The organism is Intrasporangium mesophilum (assembly GCF_054783095.1).
The window spans coordinates 295,401-316,316 of the sequence record NZ_BAAGRF010000009.1 but is presented as its reverse complement, the minus strand read 5'-3'; the positions used below and the strand labels follow the sequence as shown (position 1 = coordinate 316,316).

At 70.7% G+C, this 20,916-nt stretch carries 21 protein-coding genes; 8 read left to right on the top strand and 13 right to left on the bottom strand.

The annotated features are described in order from the left end of the window. Window positions 1–22 precede the first annotated feature (22 nt). Both ACYVLP_RS08910 and ACYVLP_RS08905 read right to left on the bottom strand, forming a co-directional pair. On the bottom strand, window positions 23–859 hold the full coding sequence (locus ACYVLP_RS08910) for a helix-turn-helix transcriptional regulator (RefSeq protein WP_460626986.1): 837 nt from the start codon (window positions 857–859) through the stop codon (window positions 23–25). A 153-nt stretch (window positions 860–1,012) separates the two neighbouring features. Then, a complete protein-coding gene (locus tag ACYVLP_RS08905) occupies window positions 1,013–1,960 on the bottom strand; it encodes a helix-turn-helix transcriptional regulator (RefSeq protein ID WP_460626985.1) in 948 nt (315 codons plus the stop codon). 105 nt (window positions 1,961–2,065) lie between these two features. On the opposite strand from ACYVLP_RS08905, the gene ACYVLP_RS08900 reads away from it, so the two are divergent. Further along, complete coding sequence (locus ACYVLP_RS08900) at window positions 2,066–2,479, top strand: VOC family protein (RefSeq protein WP_460626984.1); 414 nt, start codon at window positions 2,066–2,068, stop codon at window positions 2,477–2,479. A gap of 74 nt (window positions 2,480–2,553) precedes the next feature. Here ACYVLP_RS08900 and ACYVLP_RS08895 read toward each other — a convergent pair whose 3' ends face one another. The 3 genes from ACYVLP_RS08895 to ACYVLP_RS08885 form a co-directional block, all read right to left on the bottom strand. Further along, window positions 2,554–3,123, bottom strand: coding sequence for an NADPH-dependent FMN reductase (locus tag ACYVLP_RS08895; RefSeq protein WP_460626983.1), 570 nt, complete (start codon window positions 3,121–3,123; stop codon window positions 2,554–2,556). A 74-nt stretch (window positions 3,124–3,197) separates the two neighbouring features. Next, the gene (locus ACYVLP_RS08890; RefSeq protein ID WP_460626982.1) at window positions 3,198–4,061 is read right to left on the bottom strand and encodes an IclR family transcriptional regulator domain-containing protein; all 864 of its coding nucleotides are present in this window, start codon (window positions 4,059–4,061) and stop codon (window positions 3,198–3,200) included. 114 nt (window positions 4,062–4,175) lie between these two features. Continuing rightward, window positions 4,176–5,663: an amidohydrolase family protein gene (locus tag ACYVLP_RS08885; protein ID WP_460626981.1), complete on the bottom strand. Its 1,488-nt coding sequence runs from the start codon at window positions 5,661–5,663 to the stop codon at window positions 4,176–4,178. Between the two features lie 238 nt (window positions 5,664–5,901). Between ACYVLP_RS08885 and ACYVLP_RS08880 the strand changes: the two genes are divergently transcribed. The 6 genes from ACYVLP_RS08880 (at window position 5,902) to ACYVLP_RS08855 (ending at window position 11,448) form a co-directional block, all read left to right on the top strand. Then, window positions 5,902–7,092, top strand: a complete 1,191-nt coding sequence (locus tag ACYVLP_RS08880; RefSeq protein WP_460626980.1) for a CaiB/BaiF CoA transferase family protein — start codon at window positions 5,902–5,904, stop codon at window positions 7,090–7,092. Next, a complete protein-coding gene (locus tag ACYVLP_RS08875; protein WP_460626979.1) occupies window positions 7,089–7,874 on the top strand; it encodes a citryl-CoA lyase in 786 nt (261 codons plus the stop codon). Before ACYVLP_RS08880 ends, ACYVLP_RS08875 begins: the two co-directional genes overlap by 4 nt. A gap of 23 nt (window positions 7,875–7,897) precedes the next feature. Continuing rightward, complete coding sequence (locus tag ACYVLP_RS08870) at window positions 7,898–8,761, top strand: DODA-type extradiol aromatic ring-opening family dioxygenase (RefSeq protein WP_460626978.1); 864 nt, start codon at window positions 7,898–7,900, stop codon at window positions 8,759–8,761. Beyond that, complete coding sequence (locus tag ACYVLP_RS08865; RefSeq protein ID WP_460626977.1) at window positions 8,758–9,120, top strand: hypothetical protein; 363 nt, start codon at window positions 8,758–8,760, stop codon at window positions 9,118–9,120. Before ACYVLP_RS08870 ends, ACYVLP_RS08865 begins: the two co-directional genes overlap by 4 nt. Window positions 9,121–9,123: 3 nt before the next feature. After that, window positions 9,124–10,101 (top strand): zinc-binding dehydrogenase, encoded by a 978-nt coding sequence (locus ACYVLP_RS08860; RefSeq protein WP_460626976.1) that lies wholly within the window; start codon window positions 9,124–9,126, stop codon window positions 10,099–10,101. Between the two features lie 843 nt (window positions 10,102–10,944). Then, complete coding sequence (locus tag ACYVLP_RS08855) at window positions 10,945–11,448, top strand: WhiB family transcriptional regulator (protein ID WP_460626975.1); 504 nt, start codon at window positions 10,945–10,947, stop codon at window positions 11,446–11,448. A 45-nt stretch (window positions 11,449–11,493) separates the two neighbouring features. Here ACYVLP_RS08855 and ACYVLP_RS08850 read toward each other — a convergent pair whose 3' ends face one another. From ACYVLP_RS08850 to ACYVLP_RS08815, 8 genes are all read right to left on the bottom strand, one after another. Beyond that, window positions 11,494–11,970: an iron chaperone gene (locus ACYVLP_RS08850; RefSeq protein WP_460626974.1), complete on the bottom strand. Its 477-nt coding sequence runs from the start codon at window positions 11,968–11,970 to the stop codon at window positions 11,494–11,496. 91 nt (window positions 11,971–12,061) lie between these two features. Next, entirely contained in the window at window positions 12,062–12,499 is a 438-nt protein-coding gene (locus ACYVLP_RS08845; RefSeq protein WP_460626973.1) for a GNAT family N-acetyltransferase, read from the bottom strand. Between the two features lie 355 nt (window positions 12,500–12,854). Continuing rightward, window positions 12,855–13,889: an ABC transporter ATP-binding protein gene (locus ACYVLP_RS08840; protein WP_460626972.1), complete on the bottom strand. Its 1,035-nt coding sequence runs from the start codon at window positions 13,887–13,889 to the stop codon at window positions 12,855–12,857. Beyond that, entirely contained in the window at window positions 13,886–14,881 is a 996-nt protein-coding gene (locus ACYVLP_RS08835; RefSeq protein ID WP_460626971.1) for an ABC transporter ATP-binding protein, read from the bottom strand. The genes ACYVLP_RS08840 and ACYVLP_RS08835 overlap by 4 nt, the downstream gene beginning before the upstream one ends. After that, a complete protein-coding gene (locus tag ACYVLP_RS08830) occupies window positions 14,878–15,945 on the bottom strand; it encodes an ABC transporter permease (protein WP_460626970.1) in 1,068 nt (355 codons plus the stop codon). Before ACYVLP_RS08830 ends, ACYVLP_RS08835 begins: the two co-directional genes overlap by 4 nt. Next, window positions 15,942–17,027, bottom strand: a complete 1,086-nt coding sequence (locus tag ACYVLP_RS08825; protein ID WP_460626969.1) for an ABC transporter permease — start codon at window positions 17,025–17,027, stop codon at window positions 15,942–15,944. Before ACYVLP_RS08825 ends, ACYVLP_RS08830 begins: the two co-directional genes overlap by 4 nt. A 2-nt stretch (window positions 17,028–17,029) precedes the next feature. Next, window positions 17,030–18,898: an ABC transporter substrate-binding protein gene (locus ACYVLP_RS08820; protein WP_460626968.1), complete on the bottom strand. Its 1,869-nt coding sequence runs from the start codon at window positions 18,896–18,898 to the stop codon at window positions 17,030–17,032. A 240-nt stretch (window positions 18,899–19,138) separates the two neighbouring features. After that, window positions 19,139–19,999 (bottom strand): MurR/RpiR family transcriptional regulator, encoded by an 861-nt coding sequence (locus ACYVLP_RS08815; RefSeq protein WP_460626967.1) that lies wholly within the window; start codon window positions 19,997–19,999, stop codon window positions 19,139–19,141. Window positions 20,000–20,263: 264 nt separating this feature from the next. Here ACYVLP_RS08815 and ACYVLP_RS08810 point away from each other — a divergent pair, with 264 nt between their 5' ends. Next, a complete protein-coding gene (locus ACYVLP_RS08810; protein ID WP_460626966.1) occupies window positions 20,264–20,851 on the top strand; it encodes a helix-turn-helix domain-containing protein in 588 nt (195 codons plus the stop codon). Window positions 20,852–20,916 lie beyond the last annotated feature (65 nt).

The window sequence follows — 20,916 nt, the reverse complement described above, 5'->3', positions numbered from 1 at the left end:
CAGATACAGCGGGCGTGCCGGCTCAGAAGTCGAACTCGATGTCGTCGAGGTCGCCGTCGGCGTCGGCGAAGTAGCTGATGACGCGGATGTCGGGCTCGTCGACGACCTGGAGGACGAGCTGCCGCAGCTGGATCACCTGGCCGCTGTCGAGGCGAATTCGCTTGGTACGCCCACGAGTCGGATCACTATCGTAGCGCTCCCACCACTCGACCGCGGCCGGGTTGGCGCGGAAGATCTCGTCGAGGATCCGCTTGAACGACGGGTCGTCGGGGTGCCGAGCGTAGGCCTCCCGGAACAGCGCCAGCTGGTCGGCCGCCTCCTGCTCCCAGTCGACGAAGAGGCTGCGCGCGGCCGGGTCGCAGCAGTAGAACCACAGCAGGTTGCGCTCGCGCTTGGTCCGCTTGCCCTCCCAGTCGGTGAACAGCTGGCAGGCCGTGTGGTTCGCGCCGAGGACGTCCCAGCGGGCCCCGACGACGTAGGCGGGGTTCGGGTCGATCGCGTCGAGCAGCTCCTCGAGCTCCTCGCTGAGGATCTCGGGCTCCGAGGCTCGCCGCGGACTGGCACCGGAGGCCAGCGCCCGAAGGTGGGCGCGGCCGTCGGAGTCGAGCTTGAGGGCCCGGGCGAGCCCGTTGATGACGGAGTCGCTGGGTCGCAGGTCGCGGCCACGCTCGATGATGTCGTAGTAGGCGACCGAGATGTTCGCGAGCTCGGCCACCTCGGTGCGGCTCAGGCCGACCCGCCGGCGGCCCTTCGCGCGCCTGATCCCGACCTCCTCCGGCGCCAGCTGGTGCCGCCGCTCCCGCAGGAACTCGCCCAGCGGGGAGGGGGTGCGCACGCTCAGCGGGACGTCGCTCGTCATGCCGCACATCCTGCCAGTGGGCGGACCCCCACCGGTGGGCGCGCAACACACCGAGCAGTCGCACGGTTCGACGGTTATTTCCGTCATGGTTTGCACCTGCTCGGTGTGTTGCCGGGCAGGGGAGCCGCTGACGTGGGTGGGCGCGCGGGCAGGTCAGGGCGCGGCATACCTCGTCGCCAGCTCGGCGCCGATGCGGGCGAGCTCGGCGCGCACGGCGTCCGGCTCAACGACCTCGACCATGGCGCCCCAGCCAGCGAGCGTCCGCGCGATGTCACGAGGTGCCGGCGCGCCGACCCGGACGCGCGTGCGCCCGTCGGGAAGGTCCGCCTCGACCTCGACATGGCGGCCGAACTGGTCCGCGAGGATCGGCGCGAAGCGGGTCTCCACCAGGACCGTCGCCCAGGTGCCGGAACGGCGTCGCTCCATCTCGTCGACGACCGCCTGCCAGGCCGCGTCGAGGTCGAAGTCGTCCGGACGGGAAGCGAGTTCGTCGGTGGGCTCGGCCGCGAGGACCCGGTCGACACGGAACGTGCGCCGGCCCTGGTCGGTCCCGGCCAGCAGGTACCAGACCTCGTCCTTGGAGACGAGGCCCCACGGGTCCACTGTCCGCTCGCTCCGCTCGTGCTGGCGGCTCGCGTAGGCGAGGCGGACCCTGCGGCGCCGCACCACCGCGGACTGGAGCAGGTCGACGAGGTCGGGACGCTCCCGGTCACGCTCACCCCATCGCGCCGGGTCGATGAGCGTGGCTGCGGCCGCTGCCTCGGCATCGGTACGGAACGTCGCCGGCAGCGCGCGGACCAGCTTGCGCAAGGCCGCCTTGGCCCCCGGTGACACCGCGGCGGCCGGCCCGACGAGCAGGAAGAGCGCCTGCGCCTCGGAGGCGGTCAGTCCGCTGAGGTCGGTGCGCGCCCCGCCGACGAGCGCCCACCCACCGCCGCGGCCGGGCTGGGGGTATACCGGTATGCCGGCCGCCGCCATGGCCTCCAGGTCACGTCTCGCGGTCGCCACCGACACCTCCAGCTCAGCGGCGAGCTGCCCGGCCGTGAGCCGTCCCTTGCTCTGGAGCAGGAGCAGGGCAGTCACGAGACGGTCGGCGCGCATGGTCAGATCTTCTCGCCTAAAGTGCTCATTCGGTGATCACTTTGAGCGCAAGCATGGACTCATCGCCACGCCGGCGATCGACTTCCGACACCGAGAGGACCAGCCATGCTCCGCGGACTCACCACCGTCACCCTGTTCGCCGACGACGTCACCACGGCCGCCCAGTGGTATGCCGAGCTGCTCGGCGCCCAGCCCTACTTCACCCGCGAGGTCGGCGGCGCCACGGCATACGCCGAGTTCCGGGTCGGGGACTACGAGCACGAGCTCGGCATCGTCGACGCGCGCTTCGCGCCGGGGCGCACCCCGGGCGCCACCGGCCCCGTGACCTACTGGCACGTCGACGACGTCGAGGCGGCACACGCCCGACTGCTCGAGCTCGGCGCGACGGCGCACGAGCCGGTCATCGAGCGCGGCCCGGGTTTCGTCACGGCATCGGTCGTGGACCCGTTCGGCAACCTCGTCGGCGTCATGTACAACCAGCACTACCTCGAGATCCTGGGCGCCGGCGCCGCACATTGAGGTCGCTCGCGGGGTCACTCGCGGGCTCGCCCACGGGGTCGCCCACGGGGTCGCCCGCGGTGCCGCCCGCGGGGTCACTCGCGGGGCAGCACCGTCAGCACGCGCACGATGTGCTCCCGGAACTCGGCCATGTAGCCCCGAAGGAAGTCGCGCGTCGCATCGTTGAACACCTCCCCGTCCGGAGCGAAGACCTCGGGCGAGTACTGGACGTACGCCTCCGGTGCCGTCATCTGGCGTGCATTGCAGAAGCTGAGGACCGCGCGAAGGCTCTGCTGCCCCAAGGCAGTCCCGATCTGTCCGATCGAGGCCCCGATGACCGCCGCCGGGATGTGGTCGAAGGAGTTCTGTCCCCAGGGCCGTGATGCCCAGTCGATCGCGTTCTTCAGCGCACCGGGGATCGACCGGTTGTACTCCGGGCTGACGAAGAGGACCGCGTCAGCGCCGCCGATCGCCTCCTTGAGGGCGAGGGCCTCGGGCGGGTAGTCGCTGTCGAAGTCCGGGCTGTACAGCGGGAGGTTCCCGATCGGGATCTCGGTGAAGCTCAGGTCGTCGGGCGCCAGACGGATGAGGGCCTTGGACAGGACGCGGTTGATCGAGGTCGAGGACAGGCTGCCGACGAAGTAGCCGACGTCGTAGGTGGGCATGGGTCGCTCCTTCCGGGTCGCATCCCCACCAACGTCCTCCCCGGCCGACGCGTCCGCAACCGCGGCGGGCGCGCTCAGACGCGCCCGTCGGCCGGGCGCACTGTCGAAGCTGTCGAGGCTGTCGAGGCTGTCGAGGCGTACGGCACCTCGACGTGGGGTAGCCGCTCCCAGAGGGCCCAGTCGGCGCTGACCTCGCCGGCGGCGCGCTGCAGGAGCGGAAGGTACTCCTCCAGCAGGCGGGACGTCGACGTCTCCGCGGCGTGCACGGTGACGTTCATCGCGGCGCGGACGGTCCCCGAGCCGTCACGCACGGGCACGGCGACCGAGCGAACTCCCGGCGCGAGCTCCTCGTCCGCGAGCGCCCAGCCCCGGGCGCGCACGGCCGTCAGCTCGTCGGCGAGCTCGGCCCGGGTGCGGGTCACCCTCGGCTGCACGCGCGACCCGCTCGGCGTGGCCAGCGCCTGCTCGAGGGCCTCCGGCGAGAGCGCTGCGAGCAGGACCTTGCCCTGCGACGTGGGCGGCGCGGGGAAGCGGGTGCCGACCTCGACGCGCAGGGCGATGATCTTGGGCACCGACACTCGAGCGACGTAGACGATGTCGGAGCCCTCGAGCTGTGACATCGACGAGGACTCGCCCGTCCGGCCGACCAGCCCCTCGAGGTGCGGCCGGGCCACGTCCCACAGGCCGAGCGCTGCGACGTGTGCGAGGCCCAGCGTCATCACCTTCGGGGTCAGCTCGAACAGGCCGTCGCGCGACCGGACATAGCCGAGCTCCTCGAGGGTGAGCAGGAGCCGGCGGGCGGTCGGGCGCGCGAGGTCGGTGGCCTGCGCGACGTCGCTCAGGCTGCGGCGCGGACTGGCGGCGTCGAAGCAGGCGAGGACGTCGAGCCCCCGGGCGAGAGCCTCGACGAAGTCGGGTGCGCGGCCTCTGCCTGCCACGGCGCCTCCTTTCGCTGCTGCCTCGTCCGGGTCGAACCCTGCGCGCGTCGAACCCTATGCGCGCGGCCGGCCCGGACGCGACCTCAGCACGGGCGCCTCTCGGATGGAGGCAGCTCAGCCGTCCGAACCGGCGCTGCCCGGCTCGCCGAAGATGCTGCCCCGGGCTCCTCGCGTGGCCTCGCTGCGGAAGTCCGTGTACTGGTAGGGGTTGTCGAGGACCTTGTCGTCGCCGCCCGGCAGGTCGGGGTTCATCCCGCCCTGCCATGCCTCGTCGCCCATCTCGGCTCGCAGGTGCTCGATGGTGGCCTCGGCACGGCGGCGCAGGTCGGCCAGGTCGACCCCGACGAGCTCACCCTCGTGCTTGACGACCTTGCCGCCCACGAGGACGGTGTGCACGTCGCCGCGCTGGGCCTGGAAGGCGACGTGGCCATAGGGGTTGACGAGCGGGAAGGACACCGGCGAGCGGTCGTTCCGGAGCAGCACGACGTCTGCCTTGGCCCCGGGCCTGAGGCGGCCGATCTCGTCGGTCCCGAGGGCGTGCGCGCCGCCGCGCGTCGCCCAGGTCACGACGTTCTCGGCGCGCAGGGCGTGGTGCGTGACGGTGTCGCCGGCCGCATGCGCCTCGAGGTGCTCGCGCGCCCGGTCGGCCCCGAGCGTGGTGCGCATCGCGGAGAAGAGGTCGCCGCTCCACCAGACGCTGGTGTCCATCGACAAGGACACGGGTATGCCGTGTCGGCGCACCTGCCAGGTGGGCGGGTACCCCTGGCCGGCGCTCTGCTCCGACTCCGTCGAGACCGACACCGAGCCACCGGTCGCGGCGATCCGCTGGTAGGAGTCGGTCGTCAACGTCGCGGCGTGGACGAAGACGTTCGACTCGTTCATGAAGCCGTTCTCGTGCATGAGACGGATGCCGTCGTCGTTGGTCGCGCCCCAGACCCCGGCGTGCGTCGTCACGGGCAGGCCCAGCTCTCGCGCCATCTCGAATGCGGCCCTCTCCGGGAAGGACGGGTCGCCGGTGACGTCGAAGGCGAGCTGCCAGCCGTAGAGGTCCCCGCGGCGGCGCTCGAAGAACGCCTTGACCGCCGGGTCGGCCGTCCACTCCCAGGGTCCGGCCTGGATGTTGCCGTAGGCCAGGACGAACCGGCCCGGAACGGCTGCAAGTGCGTCGACCGCCGCCTCGGCATGGTCGACCGACTGGAGGCCGTGCGACCAGTCGACGGTCGTGGTCACACCGGCCTCCAGGGACTCCCAGGCGGACAGCAGGTTGCCGGTGTGGATGTCCTCCGGCCGGAACTGCTTGCCGTGCTCGAGGTAGTACCAGACGAAGTACTGGGTCAGGGTCCAGTCCGCGCCGTAGGCGCGCATCGCGGTCTGCCACATGTGCCGGTGCGTGTCGATCATCCCCGGCATGACGATGCCGCCACGGGCGTCGACCTCGAGGGCGCCCTCCGGGGCCTCGAGGGACTGACCGACGGCAGCGATGGAGTCGCCGACGACGAGGACGTCGCCTCCGTCGAGGACCGTGCCCTGGTCGTCCATGGTCAGGACGATGCCTCCGCGCAGCACCACAGGCCGACCGTCGGCCACTTCTTCGTGCGCCATTGCCACTCCGATCACGATTGCGGACGAGTGTCCGCTTGACGGCTCTCCCTGAGAGTCCCCGCACCCAGGGCGACCTGTCAAGGGTGCAAGTCGGACGACCCGGCGAATCCGGCTTGTGGCGCAGTTCGCTTCTTGTCCAACTGGATTGCTTGACAGCCAGACGAGCGTTGGGAGAGCCTCGGACGTATGCGGACCAGCGTCCGCACAACGTCACTACTCCCACCAAGGCGGCTCTCAGATGGATCCGGCGCCCGCGCGACCCGGCCCTCTCGACGGGCTGCTCGTCGCCGACTTCTCCCGGATCCTGGCCGGTCCCTACGCGACGATGCTGATGGCGGACCTCGGTGCCGACGTCATCAAGGTCGAGGCCCCGGGAGGGGACGACACCCGCACGTGGAGCCCGCCCGTCCGCGACGGGATCTCCACCTACTACCTCGGTGTGAACCGCAACAAGCGCTCCGTCGCCCTGGACCTCAAGGACGCAGGCGACCTGGCCGCGGCCCAGGAGCTCGCCCGGCGGGCCGACATCCTCGTCGAGAACTTCAAACCCGGCGGGCTGGCCCGCTTCGGGCTCGACTACGAGACGGTCGCGGAAGGCAACCCGCGCATCGTCTACGCATCGATCAGCGGGTTCGGGAGCGGCCCCCGCGGACGCGAGCTGCCCGGCTACGACCTGATGGTGCAGGCGATCTCCGGGCTGATGAGCCTCACCGGTGACCCCGGCGGCCCGCCGTATCGCGCCGGGATCTCCGTCTTCGACGTCATGGCGGGGCTGCACGCGACGATCGGGGTGCTCGCGGCGCTGAACACCCGCAGCTCCACGGGCGCGGGCCAGCACGTCGAGGTCAACCTGCTGTCGTCCGCGCTCTCGGGCCTGGTCAACCAGTCCAGTGCGTTCGTCGCCGGAGGTGTCGTGCCGCACCGGATGGGCAACAGCCACCCCAGCCTCTTTCCCTACGAGCCACTCCCCTGCGCCGACGGCGACCTCATCATCACGGCCGGCAACAACGGCCAGTTCCGCCGCCTCGTCGAGGTCCTCGGGGCGCCCCACCTCGCTGACGACCCCCGCTTCGCCGGCAACGAGGACCGCACCGCCAACCGCGACCAGCTCCGGCCCCTGCTCGTCGAGCGGCTGCGCACCCGGACCGCCATGGAGTGGTTCGCCGACATCACGGCCAAGGGCGTCCCGTGCGGCCCGATCAACACGGTCCAGCAAGGCGTGCAGTTCGCCGAGGACGTGGGGCTCGAGCCTGTCGTGACCGCCGGCGACGGAGATGCCGCAGTTCCGTCGGTGCGCAACCCGATTCGCTTCTCGGCGACGCCGGCCAGCTACCGCCTTGCGCCACCCTCTCTCGACGAGCACGGTGACGGCATACGGGCGTGGCTGTCCCGCCCGGTCACACCACCCGATGAGGAGGAGCACCCGTGACGACCTTCCCGACGTCCCTCGGGACGTCGACCGCGACCGAGATCCGCCTGCTCGGCAAGGACCTGCCCAACGAGCTGATGGGACAGGTCGGCTTCGGCGAGCTCGCCTTCTGGCTCGTCGCCCTGCGCCGGCCCACACCGTCAGAGACCCGGCTGTTCGAGGCGGTCCTGGTCGCGCTGGCCGACCACGGCTTCACGCCCACCGCCATCGCCGCGCGGCTCACGTACCTCTCTGCACCTGACTCGCTCCAGGGCGCACTCGCCGCCGGCCTTCTCGGCGGCGGCTCACGCTTCCTCGGCGTCACCGAGGACTGCGGCGCGTTCCTGCACGAGGTCGTCGAGCGGCATACGGACCACCTGCCCGAGACGGACGGCGAGTGGGACGCGCTGGCTCTCGAAGCGGTCCGATCCGCCCGTGCCGCAGGCAAGTTCGTCCCCGGGCTGGGCCACCCCGTTCACAAGGACGGCGACCCCCGCACCCCGGTGCTCATCGGCATCGCCGAGCAGGAGGGGCTGCTCGGCCCACACCTGAGGCTCTTCGAGGCGGTCGGGCGCGTGCACGACCAGGTCCTCGGCAGGAAGCTGCCACTCAACGGCGCCGGGGTGTGCGGGGCGGCCCTGGCCGACCTCGGGTTCCCGGTCGGCATCCTGCGCGGCTTCGCCCTACTGGCGCGCACCGCGGGCCTCCTCGGGCATCTCGCCGAGGAGCGCCGGCGCCCGATCGGGATGGACGCCTACCTCATGGTCGACCGTGCGGCCGAGTACGTCGCACCGGACGACTGAGCCGAGTCACGAAGGAGAGTCGCATGGCCACGGTGGCCGCTGTCATCGCCTCAACGCACCACCCGTTCTACTACCGCGCCAGCACGTCGACGGGCGCGGAGCGGCCCCCCTTCGCGGACGAGTGGGTCAGCAAGATCGAGACCTTCCGCGAGACGCTGACCAGAGCCGAGCCCGACGTGCTCGTCATGGTCGGCAGCGACCACTTCCACCAGCTGTGGCTCGACAACATGCCGCAGTTCCTCGTCGGCAAGGCACCCCACTACGACGCCAACTGGTACAACGAGGAGCGCGAGTTCGGCCTGCCGAGAATGACGCTCGCCGGCCAGGAGGACCTGTCTGCACACATCCTGCGCAACGGGCTCGACGCCGGCTTCGACCTCGCCTTCAGCAACGAGCTGCGGATCGACCACTCGATCACGTGCCCGATCATCACGCTCCGGCCGGACGGCGACCTGCCGATCGTGCCGATCTACACGAACATCTTCGCGCCTCCGCTGCCGCAGCCGAAGCGGTTCGTCGAGCTGGGCCGTACCATCCGCGAGCTCGTCGAGGCGTGGCCGAGCGACCAGCGGGTGGCGATCATCGGCACCGGCCACCTGTCGCTCGAGCTCGGCGGGCCGCGGCAGTTCGGCGACCACGGTCCCGACCCGGAGTTCGACCGCAAGGCCGTGGAGTGGATCGCGACCGGGGACCTCGAGGGCTGCCTCTCCGAGGTGACCCTCGACAGCCTGCACTCGCCGGGCAATGCCACCCACGGCTTCATGGACTTCATGCTCATGATGGGGGTGGCCGGCGAGAACGCGAAGGCCGACCACGTGGACACGCTCGACCTCTTCCACACCATGGAGGCGTACTTCACCTGGTACCCGAACGGAGCACCGGCATGAGCAAGTACCTGCTCGACAAGTTCCTGTTCACCGTCGACCGCGACCCGGAGCTCGTCGAGCGCTACCGCGACGACCCGGGCGGGCTCGTCGAGTGGTGGGAGGCGACCTGGGCCAATCGCATCCTCAGCTGCACGACGGGCGAGTCGAGCACGTGGCTCGAGTTCACGGATGAGGAGCGGCAGGCGCTGCGGGCGCACGACTACGTCGAGCTGTTCCGGCTGGGTGCCCACCCGTTCCTCACGCTGACGCTGTTCATCGCCATGTTCGAACGCGACCATGACCAGCCGCTGGGCTTCCAGAAGCAGTATGCCGTCAGCCTCGCCCACTTCAACCTCCCCTACCCCGACATCGCGACCTGAGCCATGCGAGCCGCGACCATCACCGTGCACGGGCAGGCGCCCTCGCTTGCCGACCGCGCAGAGCCCGCAGGTGGCGAGGGCCAGCTGCTCGTGGCAACGACGGCTGTGCCGATCACGCCCCTGGACCTGCTCTGTGCCACCGGCACGTCGTACTTCGGCCCTCCCGAGCTGCCTTACGTCCCAGGCGTGCAGGGCGTCGGCGTCGTCCGCTCCGGTCCGCCGGAGCTGGTCGGGCGGCATATGTGGTTCGCGACGACCGCGGGCATGGCGCCCGGTGACGGCAGCCTGTCCGAGCTGTGCACGGTCGACCCCGCGAACGCCGTCGAGCTGCCCGATGGCGTCGACGACGCCGTCGCGGCGGCCTTGGGACTATCGGCCGTCGCCGCCTGGGAGATGCTCGAGGGCCGGGCGCGGATGAGACCCGGTGAGCAGGTGCTCGTGCTCGGCGCCGGCGGTGCCGTCGGCCTGGCCGCGATCCAGTCCGGCCGCCTGCTCGGCGCCCGACGGGTCGTGGCCGCGGCCCGCTCCGAGGCCGGCCGGGCGCGAGCCGCGGCCAGTGGCGCCGACGCCGTCGCGCCCCTTCCGCCCGATGCCGACCAGACGACCGTGGCCGCGCTGCTGCGCGAGGCCTGCGACGGGCCGGTGGACGTGGTCATCGACCCGCTGGCGGGAGTGCCAGGGACCGCCGCTCTCAGCCTGCTTGCCACCGGCGGCCGGCTCGTCAACCTCGGCAGCAGCGCTGGACCGTCCCTGTCCGTCGACTCGGCGACCCTGCGCAGCCGCTCGGCGTCCGTCCTCGGATACACCAACAACGACCTCACTCCGGACCGGCGCGCTGAGGTGATGAGGACGGTGCTCGAGCACGCCGCGGCCGGACGCCTCACCGCGAGGTTCCAGGCCGTCCCCCTCTCGGAGGTCACGACAGGCTGGGCGCAGGCGGTCGCGGGGTCGCCCGACGGTCGCGTCGTCGTGCTCCTGTAGGGCTCCTGCAGGGCTCCTGCAGGGCTCCTGCAGGGCTCCTGCAGGGCTCCTGCAGGGCTCCTGCAGACCGGCGTCCCAACATGCGGACAGCCGGCGTCATGGTGCGCCAGGATCCGCGTCATCCAGGACAACGGTGGGTCACCCTCTCCCGGATCCCACCGGTCCCCCGCGTTTTCCCGAGGGCGCCGACCCCCCGATTGGGGCGTCCTCGTCAGGGGAAACGCACGGTACGGCGGCAGGCCTCTCCCTAGTCAGCCGTTGCCGGGCCGGGGGCGGTCAGCGCGACTGTCCGCCCCCGGCTGGCGCCGGGGCTCCCGCCTGGCCTCCCAGCCTGTCCACTGGCGCCCATCCGCGCCCAGTTCCGCAACACACCCGGAAACCGTGAACGAGGCATGGTTACAACTGTGCAGAGCTGACGGTTTCCGGGTGTGTTGGCAGGCAGGCTCAGGTGGGACTACGCCGTGGCCTGGACCAGCGTGTCCACTATGTGGACAATCCGCGTCACCCTCGTCCACCAGTCACGTCTCACGATCGAGGACGGCATGCTGAGGGGCTCTGTCGTTCTCGCCTCCCCGCGTGGCCCGAAGACGTCGCCCTCACGGCGAGGCACCTTCGGGCCACGCGACCGGCCCGGCCAGGACTGCATTCGCCGTCCAGGGCGGGCCACGGCGGGGTCGGGACGCGGCGTGCCCGACCCCGCCGCAGAACGAACAGCCCTCGACAGTCATAGACGCGCACGTCGTGCGTCTATCAGCAGGGGCGTCGACCGTCCCGCAGTCGGGCCGCCGTCGTCAGGCGCCAGGTGGTGGACCCGAGGCTATCGACACAGAAAGGTGCGAGCGCGTGGTCAGTCCGTCCGAAGAGCCCTCCACGAGGCCACCCGCCATCAGCAGCGAACTGCCCACGGAGCGAACGACGCACGAGGTGCCGGTGACCCTCGACCTCGCCGCATCCGTGACCCCGCTCGCGCGTCAGGTCATCGGTGCCGTGCGGACCCGCTTCCACGCCATCACCTCCAGCGCGAGGGTCACCCTCCTCAACGACAGGGGCCTGTGCGCCCAGCCGGAGCGAGACCCCGAGGAGTGGTTCTCCGACCGCAGCCGGGGAGGGCAGTCCCGGCTTCGCGACCGCCGCGAGGCCGCCCGCCTCTGCGACGGGTGCCCCGTCGTCAGCGAGTGCCTCGAGTATGCCGTCGCGACCCGTCAGCGGTACGGCGTCTGGGGCGGCATGAGCGAGCGCGATCGCACCGTCCTGACCCGCGCGACAGCGCGCACGCCTCGCACCGTCCCCCCATCACGTCGCGAACCGACGGAGCCCTCCGCCGACGAGTCACGCATCAGCGCCTGACAGTCCCCCCACCTCGATCAGTCGCGACCGGCTGTGGACGGCTGGTCAGCCCGCGGCCTTCTTGACCAGGGCGCCGATCTGCTTCTCCACTGCGGGGGTCAGCGCCATCAGCGCGTAGGACGTCGGCCACATGTCGCCGTCGTCCAGCTGCGCAGGGTCGTTGAAGCCCAGCGTGGAGTACCTCGCCTTGAACTTCTGCGCCGGCTGGAAGAAGCACACCAGCTTGCCGTCCTTGGCGTAGCCCGGCATCCCGTACCACAGCCGCGGCGTCAGCTCGGGCGCGCTCGCGGTGATGACGGCATGGACCCGCTCTGCCATCTCCCGGTCCGAGTCGTTCATCTCGGCGAACTTCTCGAGCACTGCGGCGAGCTCGTCGCCCGCCGCCGCCGGGGCGCCGCGCTTCTTGGCCGTCCGCACCTCCTTGGCGCGCTCCTTCATCGCAGCGCGCTCCTCGGCCGTGAAGCCCTGCTCCGGCTGCTCGGCGGTGGTGCTGGTCTGTGCGGACTTGCGCGTGGTGGCCATGGTTGTCAGTCTCCTTCGTCGTTCCGGCGATGACACCATTCTTGGGCCGCTCGTCGCCGGGCCGCTTCTTGAATCCTGATCGATGGCATGATCAGGCGCTTCGCGTCAGGTCGACGTACTCGGCACCCTCGTCGACGATGTACCGCTCGACCTCGACGAACCCGTGCCGCACCGCGAACCTCAGGCCGTCAGCGTTGGCCGCGAGGACCACGGTCTCCACCGTGGTCGCTCCCAGCTCACGGGCGCGGCTCATCACGACGCCGAGGTACTCGGTGCCAAGTCCCTTGCGGCGAAAGGGTGGAAGCACACGCACGATGACGGTCGCGACGCCGGCCTGGTCCGGCATAGGTGGTCGGACCGTGGCGTTGCCGACGAGCTCGCCGTCCAGGTAGGCCAGGGTCAGCTCGTTGCGCGTGAGCCGCTCATGCACCTCGTCCAGCGACAGCGGCGACGCCGGGATGACACGGTTGTGGACGTCCCGCCACGAGGCTGCCGACGCGGGCGTGACCGGCACGATCGTCAGAGCCATGCCACAGCGTATGCCGTCCGGCGCGGACCGATGCCCACCCACCCGGGGTCCCCTCGCCTGGGGGCCGACGGCGGGTTCAAGCGGTCTGCGCAACGTCGAGTGAGCGAGGCGCGGTCCCCCAGCTCAGATCCACCATCGAGTGAGCGCCCCGTCCCACCGGCCCCACGCGAGTCTGTGTGTGAGTCTGTGACGGGTGTGTGACGGGTGAGACGCAGCGCTCACTCGACCAGAAAGGAGCGAGGGGCGGGAGCGGCCAGGCGGGACGCCCCGGGGTCAGAAGTCGCGGGGTCAGAAGTCGCGGGGTCAGAAGTTGTCGCCGGGTCAGGAGTCGCCGGTTCAGGAGTTGTCGCCGGGGTCAGGCCGGGGCCTTCTCCTTGACGGCCTTGGCTGCCAGGAGTGCCGCGACGTGGCACGCCACGAGGTGGCCCTCACCATCCACGCCCGCTCCCGTGGGGAGAATGCCCGGGTCGACGGTCCGGCATTCGTCGTCGACGCCGAGCCGGACGGCCTCCGCCGACAGGGACGGACAGCGTGGGTGGAAGCGGCATCCTGCGGGCATCTTTGCGGCGTCGGGAGACTCGCCCTGGAGCAACGTCGGGCGACCCTCGCGGGACGGGTCCGGCAGCACGGACAGCAGGGCCTTCGTGTACGGATGCTTGGGCCGCAGCAGGACCTCCTCGACGGTCCCCACCTCGACGATGCGGCCGAGGTACATCACCGCGACCCGGTCCGCAATGTTCCAGGCGAGGCCGAGGTCGTGGCTGACGACGAGCGCCGACAGGCCGAGGTCGTCGCGCAGGTCGAGCAGCAGCCGCAGGACCTCGCCACGCACCGAGGCATCGAGCGAGGCGACCGGCTCGTCCGCCACGATGACCGTCGGGTCGAGGGCGAGTGCTCCAGCGATGACGACGCGCTGCTGCTGGCCACCCGACAGCTCGTGCGGGAAACGGCTCGCGAAGACCTCCGGCGGACGCAGACCGGCCCGGGAGAGCGCCGACCGCACCGTCAGATCGAGGTCACCCTTGAGGCCGTGCAGCCTCGGCCCCTCGGCCACGGCGTCGTAGACGTTGTGTCGCGGGTTGAGCGCCCCGGCGGGGTCCTGGAGGACGAGCTGGGTGTGCCGGCGATACGCCTTCAGGTCGCGAGCGGCATACGAGAGGGCCTTGCCGTCATAGCGCACCTCACCCGACGTCGGGCGCACGAGACCGACCATGGCGCGCGCGAGCGTGCTCTTGCCACAACCAGACTCGCCGATGAGGGCGACAATCTCGCCTTTGGCGACGGTGAGGTTGACGTGGTCGACCGCGCGGACTGCGTGCGCTCCCCGGCGTGCCTGGTAGGTGACGACGAGGTCGCGCACCTCCAGGGCCGGCGTGTCGGCGAGGGTCATCGGGGTCCTCCTGTCATCGCGGCCTGCTCCGCGACATGCGGCACCAGGAAGCAGGCGGCTTCCCGGTCGGCGCCGGCCGCGGTGAGCGCAGGGTCGTGCTCGCGGCATACGGGCATGACCGACGGGCACCGGTCGGCGAACGAGCAGCCGGCTCCGACGAGCCGCAGGTCGGGCGGGTCGCCCGGCAGCCCCCGCGGCGCACGCCGGGAGGCGGGGTCCCCGATCTGGGGGAAGGCAGCGGAAAGCGCTGCGGTGTAAGGGTGTCGGGCGTCAGCCAGCATCCCGGCGGACTCGCCCAGCTCGACGATGCGACCGGCATACATCACGGCCAGGCGCTGGCACGTGTCCGCGAGGACGGAGAGGTCGTGGCTGATCATGATCATGCCGATGCCCTGCTCACGCACGAGGTCCCCGAGCAGGTGCAGGATCTGCGCCTGGACCATGACGTCGAGCGCGGTCGTGGGCTCGTCGGCGATGACGAGGTTGGGGCGGCAGGCCAGCGCCATGGCGATCATGACACGCTGCCGCTGCCCGCCGGAGAGCTCGTGCGGATACGCCCGCGCACGCCGTGCCGGCACGCCGACGCTGTCGAGCAGAACGTCTGCGCGCTGACGCGCCTCCCTCTCGGCAACCTTCTCGTGCAACAGGATCGGCTCGCGGATCTGCTCGCCGATCGTCTGGACCGGGTTGAGGGCGCTCATCGCACCCTGGAAGACGACTGAGGCCCCGGACCACCGGACCGCGCGCAGGTGCCCCCAGCTCGCGCCGAGCAGGTCCTCGCCCTCGAACCTGATCTCGCCGGTCACCCGCGTCGTGGCTGGCAGCAGGCGGAGCAGGCTGAGCGCGAGCGTCGACTTGCCGGACCCGGATTCGCCTGCGACACCGAGGGTTTCGCCGCGGTCGAGGTCGAGGTCGATCCCGCGAACGGCCGGCACCTCCTCGGACCCGGTGCGGTAGGTGACCGCGAGGTCGCGCACCTCGAGCATCGTCATCGCTTCACCATCCGGGGGTTGAGGACGTGCTCGACGGCGCGCCCGCAGAGGGTGAACGCAAGCACGATGAGCAGGATCGCGATGCCAGGCGGCACGAGCCACCACCAGGCGCCGCCGGTGACGGCACCCTGCGCGAACGCGTTGTTGAGCATGGCGCCCCACGACACCTGGCTCGGGTCACCGAGCCCGAGGAAGGTCAGGGTGCTCTCCGAGAGGATCGCGCCGGCGACCGTGAGGGTGCTCGACACGAGGATGAGGGGGGCGACGTTGGGCAGCACGTGGCGCGACACGACCTGGACGTTGCCGGCTCCGAGCACCCGTGCGCGTTCGATGAAGGGCCGCGCCTCGACCGCAAGGGTCTGCGCTCGAACGAGCCTGGCGGTGCCGGTCCACGAGGTCACCGCGATCGCGATGGTGATGGAAGCCGTGCCCTGGCCGAGCACGGCCGCGAGCGAGATCGCGAGTGGCAGGCTCGGCAGCGCGATGAACCAGTCGGTGACGTGCATGAGCGCCCGACCGGTCCAACCCTGGACGTGACCGGCGACGAGCCCGACAAGGCTGCCGAGGACCATGGTCAGCACGGTCGCGACGATGCCGATGAACAGGCTCGACCGTGACCCCCACACGAGCAGGTCGAGGATCGAGCGGCCGTCCTTGTCCGTGCCGAGCGGGTAGCCCACGGTCGGGGGAGACAGCTGCGGCCCGGTTGCCTGCGTCACGTCGAGGTCGCTCGGGTGGATCCACAGCGGCGCGGTGAGGGCGAGGACGACGAAGAACAGGAGCAGCACCAGCCCGGCGACGCCGGTCGGGAGGCGGAGGTATGCCGCCGCGAAGCGCCGTGCCGCCGCGAAGCGGCGGGGTCGCACCGGCTGGGTCAGCTGAGACGACGGCGCGCCGGTCTGGGACGGCGCGCCGGTCTGGGACGGCGCGCCGGCCTGGGACGGCGAGCCGGCCGGAGCAGGCGTGCCGCTCGGGCCCGGCGGCGCAGGTGCCGTGGACGGGTCAGAGGTCCCGGGTGTCTCTGAGGGACCGGGATCACTCGTCTCGGTCGTGAGGGAGCTCATTGGGCACGCACCCTGGGGTCGAGGTACCGGTACGCGAGGTCGGCGCACAGGTTCATGGCGATGACGGTGGCGGACAGCACGATGAAGGTGCCGTTGAGCAGCGGCAGGTCCGGGATCTTGAGGGCCCGGAAGGTCAGGTAGCCGATGCCAGGCCAGGAGTAGACGGTCTCGACCGTGATGGCGCCGCCGACGATCCCGCCGAGCTGGAGGAAGATCACGGTCACCGAGGGCAGCAGCGCGTTCGGGACGACGTGCCGGCGCCGGACGTCGTCGTCGCGCAGGCCCTTGGCTCGCGCAGTCAGCATGTACGGACTGCCGAGCTCGTCGACGATCGAGGTCCGCATGATCGTCACGTACTGCGCGAAGACGACGAGCACGAGGGTCATCACCGGAAGCACCATGTGGTGCGCGACGTCGAGAACCTGGGGGAGGACGCCGCCCTCGACCGTCGGGTCGGACATTCCTCCGGCCGGGAACAGCCCGGGGATCGGCCCGATGCCGACGCTGAAGATGACGAGCAGGATGAGGCCGAGCCAGAAGGTCGGCACCGACCAGAGCGTGATCGACACGCCGGACACGAGCCGGTCGAAGAGGCTGCCGTGACGCCATCCGGCACGGATGCCGAGCCAGAGCCCGATGACGACAGAGATCACCGTCGCCGTCCCCATGAGCAGCACGGTGGGCCAGATGCGGTCGCCGATGAGCGTCGAGACGGGCTGCTGGTACTGCCACGAGTAGCCCAGGTCGCCGTGCAGCATGTTGCCGACGTAGTGCAGGAACCGCTCCCACATCGGGTCGTCGAGGCCGAGCTGCCTGCGCAGCGCGGCCATCTGTGCGTCGCTCGTCGGGCGGCCCCGGGTGAGCGAGGCGACCGGGTCCGACGGCATGAGGGTGAACAGGACGAAGCCGAGCACCAGGGTCACGAAGAAGCTGACCAGAGCGGCCAGGGACTTCGTGCCGAGGTACCGCCAGAAGCCGGAGCCCTGTCGTTTCTCACCGCGCGTCGGGGTGGCCCCCCGGGACGCCTCTTCGGCGTCCCGGAGGACCTCCTGCGCATCGAGCAGCTGCGCGTTGTCCGACACGACTATTCGCGCTCGTCCGCGGTCCCGCGGCGACGAGCCACGACGATCGCGCCACCGGCGAGCAGGACGAGCACCACGATGCCGAGACCGACGTACAGCCCGGTGTTCGAGGCCTCCTCGGCGCTGACAGGGGCCGCCGACTTGTGGCTCCAGTAGGTCGTCTGCGTCGGGTAGAGGCCCTGCTCGTTCTTCTGGCCGACGACGTAGTCGGACACGCGGTCGGAGCGGAAGGCGCCCATCTGGTTCTTGTAGTAGAGGATGATGTCGGCGTTCGCGTCGTAGAGGATGTCCTGCATCTGCCCGATCAGCGCGGTCCGCTTGGCGGCGTCGAACTCGCCGACCTGCTGGTCATAGAGCGAGTCGTATGCCGGGTTGCAGTGGAACGCGTCGGTGTTGCCACCGCTGCCGTCGTCGAGCGGGAGCGTGCCACACGTCTGGATGCTGAGCAGGTAGCTCGGGTCGGGGCCAGTGCCCCAACCGTCCATGAGCAGGTCCCAGTCACCCTTGGCGAGGTTCTCGTTGAGCTGGCTGAAGCTCATCGCCTGCGGCGTCAGCTTGATGCCGATCTGCTGCAGCCAGCTGACCAGGTAGTTGGAGATCTGCGCGTCATCCGTGTCGTCGGAGTGGATGCCGAGCCGCAGGTCGAGCGCCTTGCCCGTCTTGGGGTCGACCCGGACGCCGTCGGCGCCCTTGGTATAGCCGGCCGCATCGAGGATCTGGTTGGCCTTGGCGACGTCGAAGGAGACCTTCTTTTCCGCCGAGGGCGCCCACGCGAACTGGCTCAGTCCCGGCGGGACGTATGCCGCTCCCGGCAGCCCGGCGCCCTCGAGCACCTTCTGGACGAGCTGGTCCCGGTCGATCGCGGTGGCGATCGCGAGGCGCAGCTGGGGGTCCTTGAGCGCGGGGTTGCCGGTGCCGATCGCCTTGCCGGAGCGCGTCTGGGCGCCGACGTTGACCTCGACCGCGGTCCAGCTGGACCCGGTCTGCTGGTACGTCGTGATGCCCTTCTCCTTCGACAGGGCGGCATACTGCGTGGCGCTCAGCCCGCCGACGTTGTCGATGTCGCCCTTCTTGAGGGCGGCGATCGCGGCGTCGCCGTTCTTGTAGTCGGTCATGATGAGCCGGTCGAACTTGGGCGCGCCGAGGAAGAAGTCGGGGTTGGCCTTGAACTGGACGTACTGGTCTGCCTTGTAGTCCGACAGCTGCCACGGCCCGTAGCCGACGATCGGCAGGGTCGTGTTCTTGAAGTCCTTGATCGAGGAGACCTTCTCCCAGACGTGCTGCGGCACGATCGGGATCCCGGAGATCGGGACGCTGACGTAGAGCATGTTCGCCTGGGGCGACTTGGTCTTGATGACGACCGTCGTGTCGTCCGGCGCCGTCACCGACTCGAACTTGCTGACGAGCGAGCCGTTGGCGGTGGCCGCTGCCTCGTCGGTCATGATCTTGTTGAACGTCCACGCGACGTCCTTGGCCGTGAGCGGCTGTCCGTCGCTCCACGTGAGACCGCCGTGGATCTTGAAGGTCCACGTCAGCTTGTCGCTGGAGGTGGTCCACGAGTCGGCGAGGTAGGGCCCGGGCTTGCCGTTGATGTCGAGCGAGGTCAGCGCCGGGTAGATGTCGCCGAAGGTGTTGAGCTCGCCGTCGAAGTAGGCAAGGAACGGGTTGAGGGTCGAGATCTCGGTCGACAGCCCGACCCGCAGGGTGGTCTCGGTCGCCGCGGACGCGCTCGGGACCCCCGCGGCGAAGCCGAGGGCGCCGACGAGTGCGCCGGTTGCGAGAGCCGCGCCGACCCGACGCCGCCGGAGCCCGTGGAGGTAGGCGCCGGAGGGTCGGGCTGCCCCTGCGGCCCGTGATGTGTCAACGCTCATGCTTGGCGTCTCCTGTGTGAAGGGGATGCCGTCCGCTCGTCGGTTCACCGGTGGTGAACTGTCGATGAGCATTCGACAGGTTTAGGTGCGAGCGTTTCTAGCATCGGCGAATAGGGCGGTCAACGGTTGAGTGCGATTCGTGACCTGTGTATCTGCGACCGGTGGTGTGGTCAGGGCGACGCCCGGCCTCGGCCCACGGCATACGGCTGGGTGTGAGCCAGCGTGATGTTCAGCGTGCGGTCAGCGGGTGGGGCGGAGCGCCTGAGCCGCGCGGGCGCGAGCCGCGACCCGGCGCCGGCTCGCCTTCGAGCGCGTGACCACGAGGGCCCCGACGACGGCCGTGATCGCGACGACCGGGGAGCTCGTGCCGCGCTCGCTCGGCCCGGTCTCGGCCAGCAGCGTCAGGTCGGTGCGCGGCACCAGCGGCGATGACGAGCGGTCGCCGATGACGATCAGCGAGCAGCCCGCATCCACGAACGCATCGATGGTGGCGAGCGGGCGAGCATCGTCGGGCGAGGATCCCCGTGTCGTCACGTCGAACACGACGAGCAGGTCACCGCGGCGGACGTCGACGAGAGCATCCGCCACCGACAGCGGCGACCCGTCGAGCGAGACGACGTCGGTGATGGAGGCACGCAGGTCGTCAGCGAAAAGGCCTGCGTAGCCGAGGGGTCCGGTCGCCGTGAGGAGGTGGACCCGCCGGGCCGAGACGAGCCTTCCGGCAGCCACCTGGAGAGCCCCTGAGACGGCGAGACGCTCGAGTGTCATCCGCGCGTCGCCGGACTCACCGGTGACCGCCTTTGCCAGGAGGCGGTCGCTGCTCGAGGTCAGGCGCGCCCTGGGCTGTGCCGCGAGACCGGCCTCCTCGGCGGTCAGCTGCTGCAGCTCGCGGTAGTCGGCGAGGCCCGCGGCCTCGAGCAGCGAGTCCAGGACCGCCGGACCGACCATGGCCTCGTCGAGCAGCACGGCGGCGGGCCCGAGCGGGCCGCGCTCGGTGCCCGAGCGCAGCACGTCGACGAGCCGGCGGCTCTCTGGGCCCAGGTGCTTCGCGGCGTCGTCGAGCAGCAGAAGGACCGACGTGTGACCGGGTCCGCTGGTCATAGGACGCCTCCGGGTAGGCCGTTAGGGGGGTACGTCGTCTGCGGCGCTTGGCGTTGCCTCGCCCGATGACGACGCCGGCGCCAGCGAGTTCACTGCCAGTGAACTCCGCGCGTCACATCCCTTGTCGGGCGGTGGGCGCGTGTCTATCATCGCGCCATCATGACGTCAACGAGCCAGCCGAGCCCGACCGGTCCCGCCGGTCCGACTTCCGCCACCGGTCCGACCTCTGCCAGCGGTCCGACCACTGCCAGCGATCCGACCGGTGTGGCAGGTCGTTCGGGCGTCGCCAACCCCATGGCGACCGCGGAGCTGCTCTCGATCGCGGCTCGGGCCCGCCGCCAGCACCTCGGGCTGACGCTCGAGCAGGTCTCCCGCGCGAGTGGGCTGAGCAAGTCGTTCCTCTCGCAGATCGAGTCGGGCACCGCGAACCCGACGCTCGACAGCGTCTCGGTGCTCGCCGCTGCGCTCCAGTGCTCGCTGCCTGAGCTGCTCGGCGCCGTGGTCGGCCGGCGAGAGGCGTACGACCCGGTGCTGCGGCGTGCCCGGCCGCTCCAGTCCTGGCCCGACGACGATGGGCGGACGTACCCGTTGAGCCCCTTCGACGCCCGCCTGCTCGTCGTTCATCTCAACGACGGCCAGCCCGACGGGCACGACTGGGTCAGCGAGCATCCCGGCGACGAGTTCGCCCTCGTCCTCGAGGGGTCCTACGACGTCGAGGTGGCCGGGCACACGTACTCGCTGGAGGCCGGGGACTCGCTGCACTACCGCAGCGACGACCCCCACCGCATCTACCCGACGAGCCAGCCCGCGCGCATGGTGGCCGCGTACTCCCCCGCCCACGACACCACCTGACAGGGGTCGGCGCAGGGCCCCGCCGTATGCCGCCGCCGACCTGGCAGGGCCCGCCGCCCGGACCG